Origin of the sequence: Thioclava sp. JE_KL1 (genome assembly GCF_009296265.1) — a bacterium.
In the GTDB taxonomy this organism is placed as follows: domain Bacteria; phylum Pseudomonadota; class Alphaproteobacteria; order Rhodobacterales; family Rhodobacteraceae; genus Thioclava.
Genome location: NZ_WBJS01000001.1, coordinates 70,316 through 90,340 on the forward strand (window position 1 = coordinate 70,316; position 20,025 = coordinate 90,340).

The following is a 20,025-nucleotide window of genomic DNA, read 5'->3' on the forward strand; positions in this document are numbered from 1 at the left end:
TCAGCCTTTTGCATTGCGCGATTGTTTACCCGTATTGCCTGAATTGCCCCGCGTCGGGGTCGTTGTTGCCGGTTCAGGCTCGGTGATCGGTGCAGCAGTCGGCGCTGCGGTGGTATCGCTGGGCGCAGTGTCCGGCGTGGCTGTGTCAGTCGCCGTCTCGGAAGCGGTATCATTCGGGGTGTCCGGCACAGGGTTGGCCGCGGGCGTGGCGTCCTCAGCCGCGAGGGTCGGGTCCATCCAGGTGGCCGCGTCGCTATCGTCAGCCAACCCGAGGATATGGCCGAACTCATGCTTGAGCGCATCGACGAGGTTCAGCCCTTCGCTGCCATCGAGCGACCAGCCATGCCCTGCCCCATCCGCATCGAGCGTGATCGCGCCCTCGGCGGTATAGCCCAGAAGCGTACCGTCGAGCGAGGCGATAGAAATCTGCACCGCTTCGAGCTTCGCGATCTCTTCGGCGGTCAGGCCCAGTTCCTGCGCGATCTCGTCGAGCGCCTGCGCACGCGCTGCGGCGAGAAGGTCTTCATCGAGCACCGCACCTTCCGGCGTTTCCGCGACCGAGACCGCATGAAGCGCCTGTGCCGCCTCGATCGTCAGCGACCAGCTTTCCAGCGTGCCGGTCTTGCGCTTTGCTCCGTCCACGATCTCCAGCGTCCAGACTCCGCCCGACATCTTGCCCTCGAGTGCCGCCAGATCGCCGACCGGGCGATAGGTCACTCCGTAAGGTGCCGTGGCGCCGGTGATGCTCTCGCCCGCCGCATCGTCGAAGCGCGTGTCGATCGCCGTGCCATCAAGCGCGGCGAACAGCTCGATCCGCGTGCCGTCCGGTGCGATCAGCGTCACGGTCAGGTCGCTCAGCCGCTCATGGGTCAGGCTCAGCGTCACGTCGAGATCGGCGATCACCACATCCGAGCCGACATAGAGGCTCTGGGTGGTCACGCCCTGATCGGCAATCGCGATGGGACCGGCGGAATTGTAGTCGTAGATCAGCGAACCGGTGTCGGGCGTGAAATAGGCCGGGTCGTTCGTCGCGAGGCGCACATCGTCGAATCTCGCCGCATCGAAGGCCATCAGACCGACCGCACCATCCGCGACCGGGGCGTAGAAGGCATGGCCCAGCACTTCATGGCCGTTGAGCGCGAGGCTGACCGTGCTGCGGGCGAGCGTGATCTCGAGCTTGTTGGACTGGCTGCCGTCTATGGCGATGGCGTAGCTCGCGGTTTCCACGAAGCCGTCGCGCTGCGTGTAATAGCCGATCGAGACGCGGTCATTGGCGGCATCGATCACGGCGTATTTGTAGCGCCCGTCGGTGTAGCTGTCGAAGACGAAGCCCGCGCGCCCATTCGTTTCAATCTGCGCCGCGATCCGCGTGACGGAAGTCTCCGCAATCACCAGATCGGACAGCGCGATAGCGGGCACACCTGCAGCGGGCTGGGCATCCAGGGCACCCGCATTGATCTGCCAAGCGGTATCGGTCGCGAAACGATCCGCGATCCCGTCCGAGAAGTCCTCGGTCTCATCGAGGGTGAATTCCGGCGGTAGCACCTGCACCGCGATATTGTCGAGCTTGGTCACCGAGTTCTGCGCGCCGATCCCGACATAGCCCGAGTTCAGCCCGTGGGTGACGCCGTATTGATCGACCCGCGCATCGAAGACATGGGTGAAGTACTCCTGCCCGTCGATCACCAGCGTCGCGGTCAGCCCGTTGATCGCGAGCAGCAGGTTATAGGGCGTGTCGGGCTTGGCCTGGACCGGGGTCTGCTCCAGCACGATCCAGCCATCGGCGGTGCGGATGCCCATCTCGAACTTGTCGGTCGAGATGTTCACACCGGCGAATTTGAAGTCGGTCGGCGACTGGTAGTCGAAGATCAGGTAGGCGTTCGACTTCAGGCCCGCCGTGGGTTTGCCGCCGACGATGGTCGCCTTCATCTCGAAATAGCTGGGCAGCGCGTCGCCGATATAGAAGACCGAGACCGCATCGCCGCCGAGCGTTTCCGGGCTCACCGCGAAGGCGCCGCCCTCGACCGTCCAGACCCCGCTATCGGCGGCGAAGCCCTGCGCATCCTTGCCGCCGCCATTGCCGTTGAAATCGGCCGAGCGCAGCACGTCACGGCGACCGCCCGGAATATTGCCCGGCTGCGGATCGTTCGGCGCGCCGGTCTGATCCTGCCACGCATCGTCCTTCTGCATCACCAGACCCAGCTCGCCCCACGGCTCGCCGTTGCGGTCGGCGTTGTAGTCACCGGTATCGGCGGCGCGGGTCGGATCGGCGCCGTCGGAGGCCGAGAGATCGTAGAGATACTCCTGGATCTGCGGGGCCAGCGCGCGGGAGATCGTGAAGGCCCCGAAGGGTGCGAAGGGCACGATGTAGCTGTTGAACTCGCCCACCCAGTCGATCAGGCGGTCGCCACCGGTATTGCCGATCATGATGTCGCGACCGGCACCGCCATAGACGATGTCCTCATAACTCGAGGACGTGTCGGGCGTATCGTTCGCCCCCAGGGCCGAGCCATCCGCGTCGCGGGTATGGTCGTCATCGACATCGATCAGATCGTCGCCCCATCCGCCATAGACATGGTCGCGCCCGGTGCCGCCGACGAGCCAGTCATTGCCCAGATCGCCGAAGATCACGTCGTTGCCGTCGCTATAGACCGGGCTGCCATCCTGCTCGAGCGTGCCGACCTGCGGCGCACCCGGATCGGCCGGATCGAAGCTCGCGAAGAAGGTCAGACCGTCGGTTGCCTCGGAGAGCGAGACGTAATGGCCAGCGGCGTCGATCACGATCACATCGCGCGGGTTGTATTCGTCATAGGCCGCGAACTCGCCCGCGTAGAAGGCGTTGTAGCCCAGCGCATTGCCCTGCGTGGCCGTGGGATCGGCGGACCAGAACGGCACCGTGTAATCCGAGCGCACCAGCACGCCCGCCACACCCGGCGCCAGCGCGTCGTTCGGATAGGCGAGATACCAGGCCTCGGCCAGCGCCTCGGCGCCCGAGACCAGATCGTCGCCCGCGCCGCCATGCAGGAAGTCGTCGCCCAGACCGCCATAGATGATGTCGTCGGCATAGGCCGGGTCCTGCAGCGGATCGTCGGTCTGGCCATCGGCGGTCAGGAAGAAGGGCGTCAGATTCACGGTCTTCTTCAGCGCGCCTTGGACGTTGATATCGGCCTGCTGGATCTTGCCCGGGGTCGAGATCGTCTGCGGGCTGACCGGCGCGACACCGTAGAGCGGCTCGCCATAGCCACGATCGTTGCGCGAGGTCCAGATGCGGCCATCGTCGCCCAGCACGCCGTCCTGATCGGTGCCGCCCGAGATCCAGTCATGGCCCCAGCCGCCGATCAGATCATCGTCCTGACCTTCGCCATAGAGCACGTCATTGCCGCGCATGCCGTAGATCGCGTCGTCGCCGCCCTCGCCGTGGATCTCATCCGCGCCGCCATTGTCGGCCAGCGCATCCGCGCCCCAGACATCCGGGCCGCCGGTGTGATAATCGAGCAGCTCGACCGCGCGCACCACCAACCAGGCGTCGGAATGATCCGCGCCGCCGATGGAAGTGCCCGAGGCCCGCGCCGGATCGAGCGTGTCGTAGTTGAAGCCGAGGAAGCCGATCGCACCCACCAGACGCAGGATGCGGCCATTGTCGCCAAGGATCACATCGGCGTCGCGGGCATGGGCATTGGCGCCGCTCTGACCGTAATCGTTGCGGCTCAGCGTCACCGGATCGCCCTGCCCGCCGAAGAGCATATCCGCGCCGTCGGGACGGAAGGTCTCGTCGACATTCGCCGTTGCCAGCAGATCGAGGCTGAAGCCCTCACCGGTCGCGCGCGCATCATGGATGTAGAGATCCGAGGAGCCGCCGATGACGTCGTCCTGCCCCAGCCCGCCGAAGACGATGTCGTCGCCACCATTGGCCTCGATATAGTCGTCGCCGTCGCGCGCCGCGTCGATGCTGCGGGTCGGGTTCACGCTGAGCGTGCCGTCGGAGAGGCGCGTGGCGTAGCCGTCATCGGTTGCGTCATAGGCGGTGGTGAGCGCAAGGCCGCGGAACGTGGCCGAGCCGTCGCCCTGGATCGCATCGTCGCCAAGCTGACCGAAGATCACATCGTCATCCGCGCCGCCTGCGAGGTAATCCGCGCCATAGAGGTCGGTCCGGGTCGCTTCGTTCGCGTCGGTGTGATCGAAGAGGGAGATCAGCCGCTCTTCCACGCCGGTCGGGTTGGTCTGTGCCGTGTTCCCTGCGTTCGAGCCGGTGCCGTCATCGGCAGCGTCATAGATCGTCAGCGTGCCATCGGCGAGCATCCGGAAGCGCAGGCTCTCGGCCGCATCAGTGCGGATCACGATGCCATTGTCGCCAAGGATCACGTCGTTATCGGTCGCATTCGGGTCGAGCGCCTGCGCGTCCAGATCGAACCAGGCGCTGATCACCGGGCGATCCTCGAACAGTACCGCACCATTGCCGTCGATACGGTCCGCGCCATCATCGCCGCCCGGACGGTTATGCCCCCCGATCAGATCATCGTCGCCGTTGCCGCCATAGATCACATCGGCGCCCTGCTGGCCCAGCACGATATCCGCGCCATCCTCGGCGAAGATCATGTCGCGCCCGCCGCCGTCGTTCTCGCTGCGCAGGATCGAGTAGAAGTCGAACTGCGTGGTCAGCTCGGTCAGGTTCAGCGGCAGCAGGTCGGCATCCACGCCACCGCCCGGCTGCGCCACGATCCGACCGTGATCGCCGAAGACCAGATCGTTGCCCGCGCCTGCGAAGATCGTGTCATCCGCCGTGCCGCCGATGATGAAGTCGCGGCCCGCGCCGGTGGCGATCAGATCGTTGCCGCCGATCATCGCACCGGTCGCCGCATAGCGGTCCTCGGTGGTCGCGATCTCGTCGATATCGGAGGCGTCATAGTCGAGGCCCACCCAGTCGATGAAGCCGGTATCGCCGATCACGATATTGCCCGCGTCATGCAACGTGGTCGCTGTGTCGGTCGCGGCATAGACCTCGTCGATCTTCACGTTGATCGCATCGCCGCCCGCCCCGCCGAGCACGATATCGTAGCCGATGCCCGCAAGGATCACGTCATCGCCGCCAACCTCGGGCGCGGTGGTCTCGATTCGGCCCAGCGTGATCGCTTGGGTGCCGAAGCGCGGCGCGTTGTCCGTCGCGGCCACGATCCGGCCGTTGTCGCCCAGCACGATATTGTCGCCCTGGCTCGCGTTCACGTAATCGCCCGAGATGACGGTCTCGCCATCGCCCCAATCGACGCTCAGAGCCCCGCCGTCGACGCCCGCGATGACGATATCGTCGCCGCCGCCGGTCACGATCCAGTCGGCCCCGCCGATCGCCTCGGCGGTCGAGGCGATCTCGTCGATGTCGGAGGCATCGCCATCCGCCTTGACCCAGTCGATATAGCCATTGTCGCCAAGGACGATATTGCCCGCATCGCGCAGGGTCGTATCGCCCAAGGCGACGTCATAGACCTCGCCCTCGGCCACGCGGATCACGTCACCCGCCGTGCCGCCCAGCACGATATCGAAGCCGATGCCCGCAAGGATCACGTCATCGCCGCCGATCTCGGGCGTGGTGGTCTCGATCCGGCCGAGCGTGATCGGCTGCGTGCCGAAGCGCGGCGCATCATCCGTGGCGGCCACGATCCGACCGTTGTCGCCCAGCACGATATTGTCGCCCTGGCCCGCATCGACATAGTCGCCCGCGATCTGCTGCCCTTCGGCAAGGATCGTCGCGGCGATGGTTTCGCGGTCGCGCGAGCGGGTGCCGTCGATCAGCGCGTCGAGGATCGTCTCGCCATCTTCACCGGCGAGCACGATATCGTCGCCTAGACCCGTCACGATCCGGTCGGAGCCGCCATAGGTCTCGGCGGTGGTGGCGATCTCGTCGATATCGGTGCGGTCGCCGTCAGCCGAGACGTAGTCGATGAAGCCGCTGTCGCCGATTACGATATCCATGCCGCTATCGGTCGCGCCGTCGGTGGTGATCGTGTCGCCGTTGACGCCGCCCAGCACGATATCGTCGCCGCCAAGCGTGGTGATCGTGTCCGCACCGCCGATGGTGGGGTCGATCGTGTAGATCAGCGTCGGCGCGACATCCGTGCCGTCATTGACGTGATCCGGGCCGCCCGAGCCGAGCTTGAGCGCATAGCCCGTGCCATCCGCGGTGAGGTAGTCGATCCGACCGCGATCGCCGAAGACGATGTCATTCGCGAGACCCGAGGTGATGCGGTCGTCGCCCTGCCCGCCGAAGATGATCAGCGGCAGCGTGCTGAGGGCTGCATCGACGATGTCGTCATCGGCGAATTCCAGATAGTCGCGGGCGTAGCCCCAGTCGGGCGCGTAATTCGCATCATGCGGGCCTTGGGTGTTGAGCACGAAGGCCCCGTCCTCACCCGCCTGCAGGTCGACGGTCACGTCGTCATTGCCCAGACCAGTGTTGAGAACCGTCAGCTCGCGGCCGCCTTCGATATCGCGCGCATGGGTGCCGTCGATGGCGATCGCATCCGCGCCGAAGCCGGTCCAGTAGGTGATGCCGCCGAGGAAGTTGCCCGCCGCATCCGCGCCATAGGTGATCGGCGCGGGCGCGATGCCGACGACGAAGATCTCGTTGACGCTCGACAGCTCGGTATCGTCGCCCCAGGCGGCGGCGGCTTCCAGCGCGGCATCGCGGTCATCGGTGATCTCAGCGCGGAGATCGGTGGTGCCGTCGCCCTGCACCGTCGCCTCATCCGAGATCATCAGCTTGTGGCGGCCGGTGCCCGCTTCGATGTTGAGCATGCCTTCGATGTTCAGCAGATGGCCGGTCAGGAAGGTCGTATCGGTGTCGAGCCCGAAGCCCGCCTCGGAGGAGACATAGATCCGCTCGTCGCCCGCGCCGAGGGTCAGCGTGGTATGGGCCGTGGTGCCGCGCACGTTGATCACGTCATTGCCCGCGCCCATCCCGATCTCGAGATATTCGACACGGTAGTAATCGACACCGTCCATCCGGGTCTCAAGCTTGGCCAGATCGGTCTGGATGCCCAGCGGGCCGAGCAGATAGTCGAGCGCCGGATCGCCGCCATTGACCACGACCGAGATCCGCTCGCCCGAGCGCGAGGTGATCACCAGCACCGTGCCCTCGACATGGGCGATGATGTTCGGGCCCTGGGCATCCATGATCTGAGCCGCCAGCGCCGCAGCCACATCCGCCGCCGTGTCGCCGGCCAGCGCGGTATAGGCGAAGCTCGACAGTGCGAAGTCGCCCAGGAACGCATCGTCGAAGAGCGGCGTCGCCAGATCGGTCAGATCGATCGTGAAGGTGTCGCCCGCGCTCGGCTCGGCGATATCGATGCGCGCCTCCAGCACATCGCCCGCCAGACCGCGCGTATCGACAGCCTCGACCGTGGTCTGGGCCAGCGCGCCCTGGAAGGTCAGGTAGATCGTGTCGCCGAAGCGGTCGACCGCGAAGTTCTTGGTGTAGGGCAGGAACGGACGGCTGTTATTCGGGTTCAGGATCGGCTCTATGATCGCGGCGATCTCTTCGGCCGTCGCGTCATAGGCGATCGGGTCGGAGATGCGCAGATCCATGTTGCCCAGCACATCCGGCACCATGAAGGCCAGCGTGAAGGTGCCGCCCTCGGCTGCGATGGTGATCGCCTGCATCTGGTTCAGGCCCGGATCGGTGGTGCCCTTGATGACTTCGGTGACCTCGATATTGGCGGAGGTGTTCGCATCGCTGGTGATGCCGCTCGCATCGACGATCAGGTCGGGCAGATCGACGCCGCCGGTCGGGCCGCCGAAGATGACGGTGTAGATATAGCCGCTATCGGTCGCCTCGACGCTCACCTCGGCATCGGTGCCGTAATCGGCAAAGACCGTGTCGATCGCGGCCTTCATCGCTGCCGCATCCGCGTCGAAGGCCACCGTGACCGGCGTGCCATCCGGCAGCGCCAGCGTGAAGCTGCCGCCGGTGCCGCGGGTCTCGATCTGGATACGCTCGGCCACCGAGGGCATATCGAGCCCGGCCACGCGCGCGCCGTCCAGCACGAGGACATTGTCGTTCAGATCGGCGCTGTCATCGAGGAACAGACGGTCGTTCTCGCCCGCGCCCATATCGACGATCAGCAGACCGGTGATCTGGTCGACCACGCCCTGATCGGAGCCGACATAGACCTGATCGTCACCGTTGCCGGTGCGGATGATCGTGTGACCGGCAGTGGTCTTCACATAGATCACGTCATTGCCGTCGGCGCTGTCGATGATGGTCTTGCCGCGATGGGTGCTCTCGACCGTGAAGGTATCCACGTTGCGGCCCAGACGGATGTCGACCACTTCGAGGCCGGTATAGCTGACGCCGCCCGCGATCAGCTCGCCGCCGATATAGGTGTCGCCGCCCATGCCCAGACCCGAGAGATGGTTCTCGGTCAGCACGCCGCTGTCGATGGCCGGGCTCTCGTTGTTGAAGACGGTGAGCGTGTCGATCTGCTCGGCCTCGTCCACGCGCAGGTTCGGATTGACCGGCGCATAGGTGATCAGCGCACCCGGATCGGTGTCGAACCCTTCCGGCGGCGTGCTTTCCAGCACCATCTGGCTGCCCGAGACGACCGGCGCATAGACCGAGGAGATCCGCGCCGCCAACCCTTGGGTGACCGAGGCGAAGCTGCCATCGGAGGTGACCGAAGCCGGGGTGGCCGCACCGTCGATCGTCAGAGCCCAGGTCGCGCCACTCACCGGCGGCTGGATGAGGTGGAACGCGGCCGCGGTCCAGTGGATATTCGCGTCGTTATAGAGGCTCTGCACCGGCGCGCCGCCGATGGTCGAGGTCAGGCCCGCATAGGTGGTCACCGCGATGTCGAAGGCGGCTGCATCTGCGCGCTTCACATGCAGGCGGGTCTCGCCCAGCAGGTTCACCGTCGCCACCGCTTCATATTCGGCTGAAGCGTCGATCAGCGCGGCCAGTTCGCGCAGCACGATCGAGCGGTAGGCGTGCTCGGTATCCGGCGTGTAGCTGAAGTCGGTGCCGTCGAGCGTCACGGTCACGGTCTCGAAGGCGGTCACATCGCCTGCCAGATCGACCGAAGCGGTCAGCCAGTCGATCAGCGACAGGTCGCTCTGATCGGGGGTGCCGAAGAACCAGACATAGCCCGCCTCGACCGCATCCTGCGCACCGACCATCAGCGTGAGCGTCATGCCCGCATCGTTGACGAGCGAGAGGATGTCTTCCGAGACGCTCGCGACATCGACACGGCCGCTCAGCGTGCCATCGGGGTCGATGGTCGCGATGTCGTAGATCGTGGCGGTGTCGTTGATGCGCGGATCGAAGCCCGGACGCTCGCCGTAATCGCCGTTCACATGGGTCAGCTCTTCGGGATCGATGGTGATCACGGTGCCGCCACCGGTCACCGTCCCGGTCACGCCATCAGCGAGCGGAATGTTCGTCTCGCCCGGCAGCAGCACCGGCACGCGCAGCGACACGTCGGTATCGCTCTCGCCGCCAATGATCGAGACCGGGCCGCGGATCGAGTTCACGCGGTCGTTGAAGGCGCCGAAGACCTGCGCGTCGCCACCATCCACGATCGTATCGTCGATCGCGATAACGGTGACCTGCTGCGGGGTCATCCAGTTGGTGTTATCGAACTCGACGAACTGACGCGCCGCGATCTCGCCCGCCTTCTGACCGCTGACCGAGGCCGAGGCTGCGTAATCCGCCGCCGGATCGGCCAGTTCGCGGATCGAGATCACGCGACCGTCGACGATCACCTCATAGGCGCGCGGATCGCCATTCGCGGTGGCCGCATCATTCGCGAGATTGATCTGGGCGCCCAGGGCCGCCGCGATATTCGACAGCGACTGACCGGCGCTCACGGTATGCGAGAAGCTCTGGTCGTCGAAGTTGACCGTCCAGACCTCACCCGCCGCAGGCACGCCCATCATCTCGAATTCGAGGACATTGGCGAAGTTGAAGTCCTGCACGGTGCGGGTGTCGATGCTGCCCTGGCTGTCGCCCGCGATGCCGACCTCGACGAAGAAGCGGGTGAAGCTCGCGCTGGCATCGACCGAGATTTCAATCGCACCATCGGCGGTCAGCGTGGCGTTATAGCCGGAGGCGCCATTGATCGCGTCGATCAGGCCTGCCGCCACCGCATCCAGATCGTCGCCCGCCTGCACGGTGTAGCTGACCGTCTGGGCACCCGCGCGGAGGTCCACATCGTTGAACAGGGTGACCTGCCAGGTCTCACCCGCGACCGCCTCGCCTGCCAGCGACAGGGCTGCAAGCGGCGCTGCGACCTGAACCTGCACGAGTTCGTTCTCGCCGAAGTTCGCATCGGCGTTGAACGCCTCTTGCGAATTGTAGGTGCGGGTCGGCAGCGGGGTTACATCGACGCGGACCGTGTTGTCGCCGCTCAGCGCACCGGTCAGCACAACCGAGAAGCTGTCCACGACCTGCACATCGCCCGGCGCACGCTCGGCCAGATCGGTCGAGCCGCCGGTCTGGATGATCTCCACCGTCGGCGCGTCGTCATCGAGCACGGTGACGTCGAGCGGCGCGGGCGCGAGATTGTCGCCGTTGCTGCCCACGACGTAGCTGTAGGGCGTGAATTGCTGCGCGAGTTCGGCATTGGTGATGTTGGTGCCGATCTCATAGGCGAGGCTCGTGCCCTCGGGGATGACGATCGGGGTCATCGGCGCCGCGAAGGCGATGCGGGCAAGTTGCCAATGGGTCTGCGACTTCACCGCATCCGCGCTGACATAGGCGCCGCCGGTCCGGGTGTTCGCCGCGTCGGGGCTCGTCTTGCGCAGCACTTCGATCGAGAAGGCCTCGATGCCGCCCGCGCCCGGGGTGCGGAAGATGAAGATCTCGCCCAGATCGTAGCTCGGCGGCGTCAGGCTCGCATCGCTCGCGATTGCGATCGAGGCGTCTTCGCTGTCGAGCGGCAGCAGCGAGAAGGCCGTGGCCGAGCTCAGCGTGATCGCGCCATTGGCATCGACCACCGCCGTGATCCCGAGATTGGCCGCGTTGATCTGCGCCGCGAGTTCTTCGGAGATGCCCGCGATCCCGCCCAGCTCGTCGCCCGATTGCGAGGTGTAGCTGATCAGCTGACCATCGACGAGAATGGTCCAGGTCTTCGCCCCCGCATTGGAGTAGATCGCACCTTCGACCGAGGGCAGCAGCGTCGCTTGCAGATAGCCCGCCGAGGCCGAGTAATCGGCGCCCGCGAACTGCGCGACCAGCTTGTTGACGATGTCGCTCATGGTGTCGCCGAACTCGGCGGTCGCCTGCACCTGCAGCCCGTCGAGCTTGATGATCCAGGTCGCGCCATCGACCAGAGTGCCATCTGCGGCCAGCGTGCCGTCGGCCAGCGACGCGCCGAGGCGGAAGGCCACGATGTCATAGGCGCGCTTGCTGGTGGCCGCATCGACGCTCAGCTCATCGCTCGAGAACTCGAACGCGTCGCCCGAGATCGAGACATAGATGTCGTCGGTGGGCGTGAAGAGATAGCCGGACGCGAGATCTCTGGTTTCAATGAGCAGCTTGAAGGAGACGCCCGCAGCAGCCGCGATGCTGCGCGTGGCACCCGTGCCCGTCATCGTTGCAGCCTGCTCGGCGTCGGCGTTTACCAGCGTCGCGAAGGCATCTGCGATATCCGTGGCCGTCGCGGTCTGATCGAGGCGTGCATCGACGACGATCGTGCCCTCGATCACGGTCGAGAGATCCGCCACCACTTCGCCGATCCCGACGCCGACCACATAGTCGATGCCGCCCAGCGTGAACGTGTAGATTTCGAACACATCCGTATTCGGGCGCAGGATCGTCAGATCGGCAGCGGTATAGAGCACCTCGGCGCTGCGCGGCTGGCTGATATCGCGGTTGATATTCGCCGCGACCCCGCCGGCCACATCCGCATAGGTCGCACCAAGGAAGGCATCGCGCGTGTCTTCGAAGATCGTGGGCTGGATACGGGCGTAATGCACGCCCTCGTCGGCGCTGTCGTTCACCGCGGTGATCGTCACGAATTTCGCGGCATTCCAGTTGGAGCCGTCGAAGTTCACGACATTCGAGGACAGCGTCACATTGCCATCGACCGCGAAGTTCACTTGCACCGGGCCGGTCGGCGCGCGGCTCAGCATCACGGCGAAGCGGTCATTCGCGGCAAGCGCTGCGGCCTCGGCCACGATCGTGTCGCCCGCGAGATCGATGGCCGAGGAGTCGTCGACCGGGAAGATCAGCAGCTCGGCCACTTCATCGTCGATCACATCAACCAGCATGTTCGGCACGGCGAGATTGTCGAAGCCGGTATCGTCGGCGCGGCTGTCGCCTTGGGTCACGGTATGGCGCAGCTGGACGATGCCGCGACCCTCGGCCACCAGATCGTTGATCGCGGTGACGGTCACGTATTGCGGCGTATCCCAGTTGGCCGCCGTGAAGTGCAGCACCGTGCCTGAGGCCGAGCCGTTGACCAGCACGCCCTCGGCGCCCGCGGCGACATCGCCCTCGGTGCCGAGCGTCGGCGAGATCGTGATGTAGACGTCTTCGTCCGGCGCACGCGACAGCGCAATCGCGTAACGGGTGACGGACATGGTCGGATCGGCCGTCGCTGCCTCGAAGACGCGCAGCACGCTGGAGCCCGCCTCACCATCGGCGTTGAAGAAGACCAGATCGGGCGCGTCATTGTCCTTGATCTGCGAGACCGGATCCTGCGCCCAGATCGCCTGATAGCGCGGATCGGTGCTGTCGACCGTGGTCTGGATCAGGCCGCTGTGACCGTTGAGACCGTTCGACACGACGGTGATCGCGCCGCCCTCGGTGACGCCGTCGAGATCGGAGCCGCCAAGGTTCACGCTATCCGAGCCCAGTCCGCCCACGATCTCCAGCAGCACGCCCTCGGAGGTGCTCTCGATGAAGAAGGTGTCGTTGCCCTGCAGCGCATCGACCACCAGCTTCTCCATCCCCGTGTAGGAGATGAAGAGCCCGCCGCCATAGACGCCGTCTTTGGTGATGACGTAATCGTCGCCCATCTCGGTGCCGATCACGGTCATCGTGTCGAAACCGTCGCCGCCATCGATGCGGACCGGCGCGTTCACCGCGTATTGGATGAAGTCGGCACCCTGCCCGCCATTGATGTTGGTGAAGGGCGCGGCCGGGTCGTTCGGGTCGACGCGGACGAAGGAGCGGACCTGGAACGTGTCGTCGTCGGCCTCGCCATAGAGGAACAGCTCGGCCTTGTTGGAATAGACGGTGAAGCTGTCCTCGCCGTCGCCGCCACGGATCGTGGTGTCGAAGCTGACGCCGTTCGACAGGAAGCCGACGGTGACCTGCGTGGTCTCGTAATAGTCGATGCCGCTCAGGCCGTTATAGGGGTTCTGCTCGTCGCGGAAGGAGGCGAAGAGCTGGCCGATCTGGAACGTGTCGTCGCCCGCATCGCCGAAGGCCTGAACGCCCGCGAGCGTGTCGTCGAAGACGAAGAGGTCATTGCCCGCGCGCCCGAAGACCCGCAGATCAGCGTCGATGGCGGAGTTGTATTCCACCCGCTCGACCACGGTGTTGAGGATCGTGCCGTCCTCGGTGATCGGCAGCGCCGCGACCACGCCCACATCGAGGTCCTGGTTGGCGCGGAACAGGAACAGGTCGCGCCCGTCCGTGCCGCGGATTTCGGCGCGGTCGATGCCGTCGAAGGCGGTGCCGGTGTCGAGGATGCGGATCGTGGAGTTGCCCGCGCTGGCCAGACCGATGTCATAGAGATCGCTGCCCGCCTGACCGTCGATATCCAGCTCGAACCCGTCGATGCCGTTGAGGAAGGTCTGGGTGCCGTCAGCGTAGTAGTTGACCTGCACCAGATCGTTGCCTGCGCCGAGGTTGAGGAAGGTGCGGCCCGAGATCTTCTCGATGGTGATCGCATCCGAAGTGGCATCGCCGGTCGCGGTCTCGTCGCCGGTATTCAGCGTGGTGATGCCCGCATGGGTGTCGGAGACGTGGAAGCCGTTATTGCCGTTGCTGAGCGACAGCTCCAGCTCCTCGAAGCCCGCATAGACCACGCCCAGCGTCATGCCGAGGCCGACGATCTCCGTGCCGCTGAGATAGCCGCCCTGATCGGGCAGCGTATCGCCCGCGTCGGACACGATCAGCGTGTCGCCATGGTTCACGATGGTGCCGTCGACCGTGTAGGTGACCGGATCGTTCGCGCCCGCATCGATCGTCAGGTAGCCGAAGAGGATCGCGTTCAGCGTGCCGTCATTGGCCAGCGGCGTGTCGGGGTCGTCATCGGTGACGGTGACCGCATCGTCGCCCGCGCCGGTGTCGATCGTGGTCGGGCCGTTGATCGCGAAGACCTTGATGATATCGGCGCCGTCGCGGGTCTCGAGCGTGGTCACGTCGCGCTTGCCGGTCGACTTGAGGGTGACGTCGTTCACACCGTCGCCCAGATCGACATTGACGTTTTCGAGCGCGATGTAGCGGATGCCCGCAGTCGCAGCGGTGAAGCCATCCACGAAGATGAAGCCCTCGACCGCCGTGCGATCTTCCAGCCCGATCACCCCGGTGGTCGCGCCGGTATTGCCGCTGTCGTCGATGTTGAGCGTGTCATTGCCGCGATCGGCGAGGATCGGGCCGCTATAGGTGTCATAGGCGTCGATCTGGATCAGCGCGGCGATGCCCGAGAGCGTGCCGCCCAGCGGGGCCGTGCCCGGCTCGGACGAGGCGGCGGAGCCGATGTTGATCACGTCGTCGCCGATGCCGCTGTTGATGTAGATCGGCAGATCGGTCGCGGTGACCGCGATCACGTCGGCGCCTTCGCGGGTATCGACTTCGATCACGTCGAGATTGGTGTGATCGATGCTGACGGCAGCCGCGCCCAGCACCTTGTTCGCCGCATTGGTGTAGCGCGAGGCGGCCATCAGGCCCACCGACATCGCGACATAGTCGTCGCCCTGCGAGCCCAGATAGACCAGCTTGTCCGCGTCGGTCGTGCTGCTGTCGGTGATATGAACGGTGAAGCCCGAACCGAGCGGAGCCGCGATGATGTAATGCTCCAGATCGCCGCTCGCATCCGAGCCCGCATTGTCGAGCGTCACTGTGCCGTTGAAGGCGCTGACGCCGATGGCCAGACCGCCCACCGTGACCGAGCCGCTCAGGTCGTTGACGACGAAGGTGTTGTTGACGCCGTCCCCGCCGGTCAGATCGACCGCCTCGAAGATGCCGTTCAGACGCTCGACCGTGGTTTCGCCCGCGCCGAGACCCAAAGTGCTCCACAGATCGGCGTCGCCCGGCACCATCGCGCTGTCGGTCGTGCCGTCCGCATAGGCCGTCGAGCCGTCCGCCTGGAAGACTTTGCCGACGAGGAACAGGTTCTCGTAGAGGCCCATATCCTCGCCCGCGAAGACCTCGATCAGTGTATCGGTCTCGTTCGCCTCGTCGGTGTCGCGGAAGACATCGAGCCCTTCGCCGCCCGTCACGGTATCCGAACCTGCGCCGCCATCGATCACGTCGTTGAAGATCGAGCCGATGATCCGATCGTTGCCACCCTCGCCTTCCAGCGTCAGCGCGATCAGGTCGTTGGTCAACGGCGTCGCATTGGCCGGGTCGCCTGCCGCCACGGTCGGGCCCGCGGTGATCTTGTCATTGCCGCCCGCCGCCGAGATGCGCAGCGTGTCGCCCTTGGCGCGGATCGTGTCGTCGAAGGTGACGGTCACGGTGCCGGTCGACCAGGCGGCGACAAGGATGAATTCCTGATCGGCCACCGCGCCCGCCTTCAGCGTGAAGGTGTCGACGCCGCCGGTGCCGTTGAAGATCACCGTATCGGCCACGCCGTCGCTCGCGCCGTCGATCTCGGCCACGTCCCTCGCGGGATCGGCGGTTTCCACGACCAGATCGTCGTCGATGCGCATGGTATTCAGATCGGTCTGGCCGAGCGGATTGACCGTCAGCGTATCGGTGCCGCCGAGCAGATGGATGATCAGCCCCTCGACCCCGTCGGCCTCGAAGCCGCTGCCATCGGCGTCGAGCGCCTGCAGGATGCCGGAGTCAGAGGGCTTCTGACCGATCGTGACCGTGTCGGGGTTGGCGGTGCCGTAGAGCAGGATCGTGTCGGTGCCGCCGCCACCGTTGATCACCTCGACGCCGTCGGAGGCGAGGCTGCGGAAGATGCGGTCATTGTCGCCGCCGCCATTGATCGTGTTCGCGCCGCCGCGACCGTCGATCTCGTCGTTGCCGCCCTCGCCGTTGATCACATCCGCCGCCGCGCCACCGATCAGGCGGTCCGCGCCGGTGCCGCCGTAGATCGTGGCGACGCCCGTGCCGTTCTGCAGCACCACGTCATCGCCGCCGAGCGCGTAGATGGTGATCGGCACCAGCGCATCCGAGACGATCCGGTCATTCGCGCCCGAGCCGTAGATGATCGAGCCAACCGCGACGCCGCTGCCGATGCTGATCTGATCGCCCAGATCGCCCGCAGTGCCGCCCTCGGAGGCCGAGTTGATCGTGACCTGACCGTCGCCCTCGTAGGCCACGGTATCGACACCCGCGCCGCCCACGAAGAGGATCGGCACGGCGACGCCGTCGCGCACGACCAGCAGGTCGTCGCCGGTGCCGCCATAACCGCGGATTTCGTGGACGTGCTCGAAGACCTGCTCGCGGCCCGAATAGATCACGCGGATCGTCTGCGCGCCATTCACGACCGGGGTGACGGCCTCGATGATATAGGTCTCGCCCTCTGTCGCTTCGCCGATGCCGCGCTTGGTATTCGCGTCGCCCATGTTCAGCACGAGGATCGTGGAGGTGTCATCCCAATCCTTGTAGGTGCCCGAATTGGTGTCGCCGTTCAGATCGCCCGCGAGATAGATCGGGGTCGGGAATTCGACATAGCCCACGGTGAAGGACATGCTCACCGAGACCTTCACGAAGAGCACCTTCACGCTCGCGCTGGCCGAGATCACGATCGGCACGCGGCCGGTGCCGGTCGCGGTGGCCGAGAAGCTGATCGAAACCGTGGCCCAGCTGATGTTGAAGGCGCGCAGCGAGACCGAAGCCGAGCCCGAGACGCCGAGCTTGTAGACATCCGCCGCATCGTCGAAGAGGTAATAGACCCGGATCGAGAAGTTGCCCGTCAGGCCGAAGCTATTCGAGCCCAGCACGAGGCGACCGCTCAGCGAGAGGTCGAAATAGCCCTTCGAGTTGAACCAGCCGTTCACGCTCATCGTGGCGAGACCGAAGAAGTCCATGCTCGCGTTGAAGTCCACGCGCCAGGCGTTGTCCGTGACCTCGATCCGGAAGCCCGCTTCGAACTTGAGAACCTTCAGGAACTCGACCTTGCCGCTGAGATCGAGCACGAAGGAGTTGCGCTCCAGCACACGGCCCGAGATCGTCACGTCGCGATTGACGGTGTTCAGCATCAGTTTCCCGCTGGCTTCGATGTCGATCACCAGCGCGATATTGGCGTTGATGCTGACATCCAGAAGCAGCGCGAGACCGTCGAGTTCACCTGTGCCGGAGTTGAAGAACAGCACCGCGCCGCCCGCCGCCGAGACGTTGAGGCCCGCAAGACCGAAGGTCACGTCGAACTCGATGCGGAACTCGCTCGCATTGAGGCCGATATAGACGCGACCCGAGGCGGTCGCGAGGTTGATGAAGTTGACCGAGCCCACGATCTCGAGGCTGAAGCCCGAGGCCACGGTGACCGAGATCGTGCTCTCCTGCCCGCTGGCATTGATGGTCGGGATCTCCAGAGTGCGCGCGCTGGAGAAAGTGTTGAGCTGGAAGGTCGCGTCGCCAGTCACGGTGATGACGGTTGCGAGGTCGATGTTGAGATCGATCTCGGCATAGATCACCAGCCCGCCATCCGCGATCACGAGACCGCCGGTCAGACCGAACTCTGCCACGCCCACGAGCTTCGCCTGCACATCCAGCGTCGCGACCAGTTCGAAATCGGGCGCGGTGCCGATGCGGAAGCTGAAGACGCCCGTCAGTTCGATCACATCCGAGACGACCAGCGTGCCGGTAACCTTCAGGAACAGCCCGTTCTCGACCGAAATCGTGCCGTAATAGAAGGTGCCGTCGGTCGTCGCGGTCGCATCGCCGTTGGCGACGAGATCGTCATATTCGCCCTGCGTCACGATCGTGTAGCGATCCTGCGTCGTTGCGTAGGTGTTGAATTCGAGCATGATCGAGAGCGACCCGCCGAGGCTGACGCCGGGAAGCTCCAGCCCGCCGACCAGCGACAGTTGCGCCCGCCCGACCACGCCCGGATCACTCGCGCCGATATTCGCCTCGAGATAGAGCATCCCCTCGACCGCGCCGAAATTCGCGATCCGGCCGGAAACCGTCCCCTGGATCGTCAGCGAGTCGCCGGTGCCCGTGACGGACAGGAAGCCGTTGAGCGTCACCGAGTCGAAGAGCGTCACCGAGCCGCTGATCTGGACCACGAAATAGGGGCCCGCATCCTTGGTCATGTCCCGTTCGTTCTGTCCGAGGATCGGCGGACGCTCGAAGATCTCGAAAGTCGTCGGAACATTCGGCGGCAGGAACGGCACGAGCGCGTCGGGCACATCGAAGGTCTGGGTGATGCCGGTGGTGTTGAAGAGCACCATGACCTCGGCCTCGAAGCGGAAGACGTCTTCCGCGATATTGCCGAAGCTGCCGGCATTGTTCGCCGCGTCCGTATTCTCGCCGCCCGCATCGCCCACGCTCACCTCGAGCGACAGGCTGCCCGCGACGCCGGGGTGGTTCGAAACCCCACCGAAATCGATGATCAGAAGACCGACCGCCTGGCCCGAGATCACGTTGAACACATTGGCGCTGGCGGCGACGAAGACTTCGATCCCGTCTTGCGAAATCTTCAGGTAGAAGGCACCGGTCAGCTCGGCATAGACGTTGACGCTCGTGTCGACATCCGGGTCGTTCGCGTTCTGATCGGTCAGCTTGATCGCGCCGCCGATATAGAAGACGACCGAGTTGCGCGTCAGCTCGTAGGTCTGCTCTTCGGAATGCAGCGTCGCGGTGCCGTCGAGGCTCTCGATGAAGTACTTCTTCGCACCGTCCGTGATGCGCCAGCGCGACTGGGTGTTCAGCTCGCGCACCAGCTCGATCTTGGCTTCCGAGCTGAGCGTGACACCGAATTCCGCGAAGGTGGCGCGGACTTCCGTGCTAACCGCCTGCTTCTCGTAGAAGCCCTCATTGGCCTGGCTCGGCAACGCGCCGAGATCGGCCACGGCCACCGTGTCGTCGTCGCCGCCCGAGATGCGCTCGAGCTGATCGCCAAGGATACCTTCGAGCGACAGGGTCTCGACCTTGTCCTCGCCCGACATGTTGATCATCAGGGTCGCGTTGCCCTTGATCCAGACGCCGTATTCGTTGAGCGCCTCGAAGTTCGGCTGGATCGTGGCCACGCCCCAGAACTGCGGCAGGCCGCTCGACAGACCGCCGGTCTCCAGCACGAAGCGCGCCGCCGCCGAGCCGATATTGCCGAGCTTGTAAACCGTGATCGTGCCCGAGGCTTCGAGCGCGAAGCGGAAGACCTTGGAGCCGTCGGCCTTGATGTAATCGCCGAAGGTCAGTTCGGCCTGCGCGCGCAGTTCCACGAGCGGCTCGTCGACGATGCCCGCCGAATTCAGGGTGATCGACCCGGAGACGCGGATGAAGAAGACGCGGGTGGTGGCCGGGTCGGCATCGGCGCCGGGCTGGCCGCCCTCCTGCATCTGGTCGATAACGCGGAAGCTCTGCTGGCTCGCGCCGCCTTCGTTGCCCTGCAGGTCGGACCAGCTGCCCTCGTTGAAGGAAACCGTGACCGTGCCGAGGCCGAATTCGCGCGAGACATAGTAGCGGAAGGTGCCGTCACCCATGTCGGTCGGGGTGAGGTCGAGCAGATCGAGATTGGCCCCGCCTGCCCCGCCAAGGGTGAACTCGTCGCCGTCGATCGTGGCCGCGTCGATCGCGTAGAGCGCGTTGAGGCTCGGATCGCCCAGCGTGTCGAAGGTGATGTCGATATAGGAAGCGGTGTCGGTGGGCTTGATCGAGAGCGTCGTCGGATCGATCGCCTCGGAGGCAGC

At 65.2% G+C, this 20,025-nt stretch carries 1 protein-coding gene (running past one end of the window); it reads right to left on the bottom strand.

Annotated features, from left to right (window positions below):
- On the bottom strand, positions 1-20,025 hold the 3' portion of the coding sequence (locus F8R15_RS00340; protein ID WP_172976132.1) for a matrixin family metalloprotease. The gene runs 19,278 nt beyond the window's last position; the window shows 20,025 of its 39,303 coding nt (coding positions 19,279-39,303); the start codon falls outside the window, past its right edge; it ends in the stop codon at positions 1-3.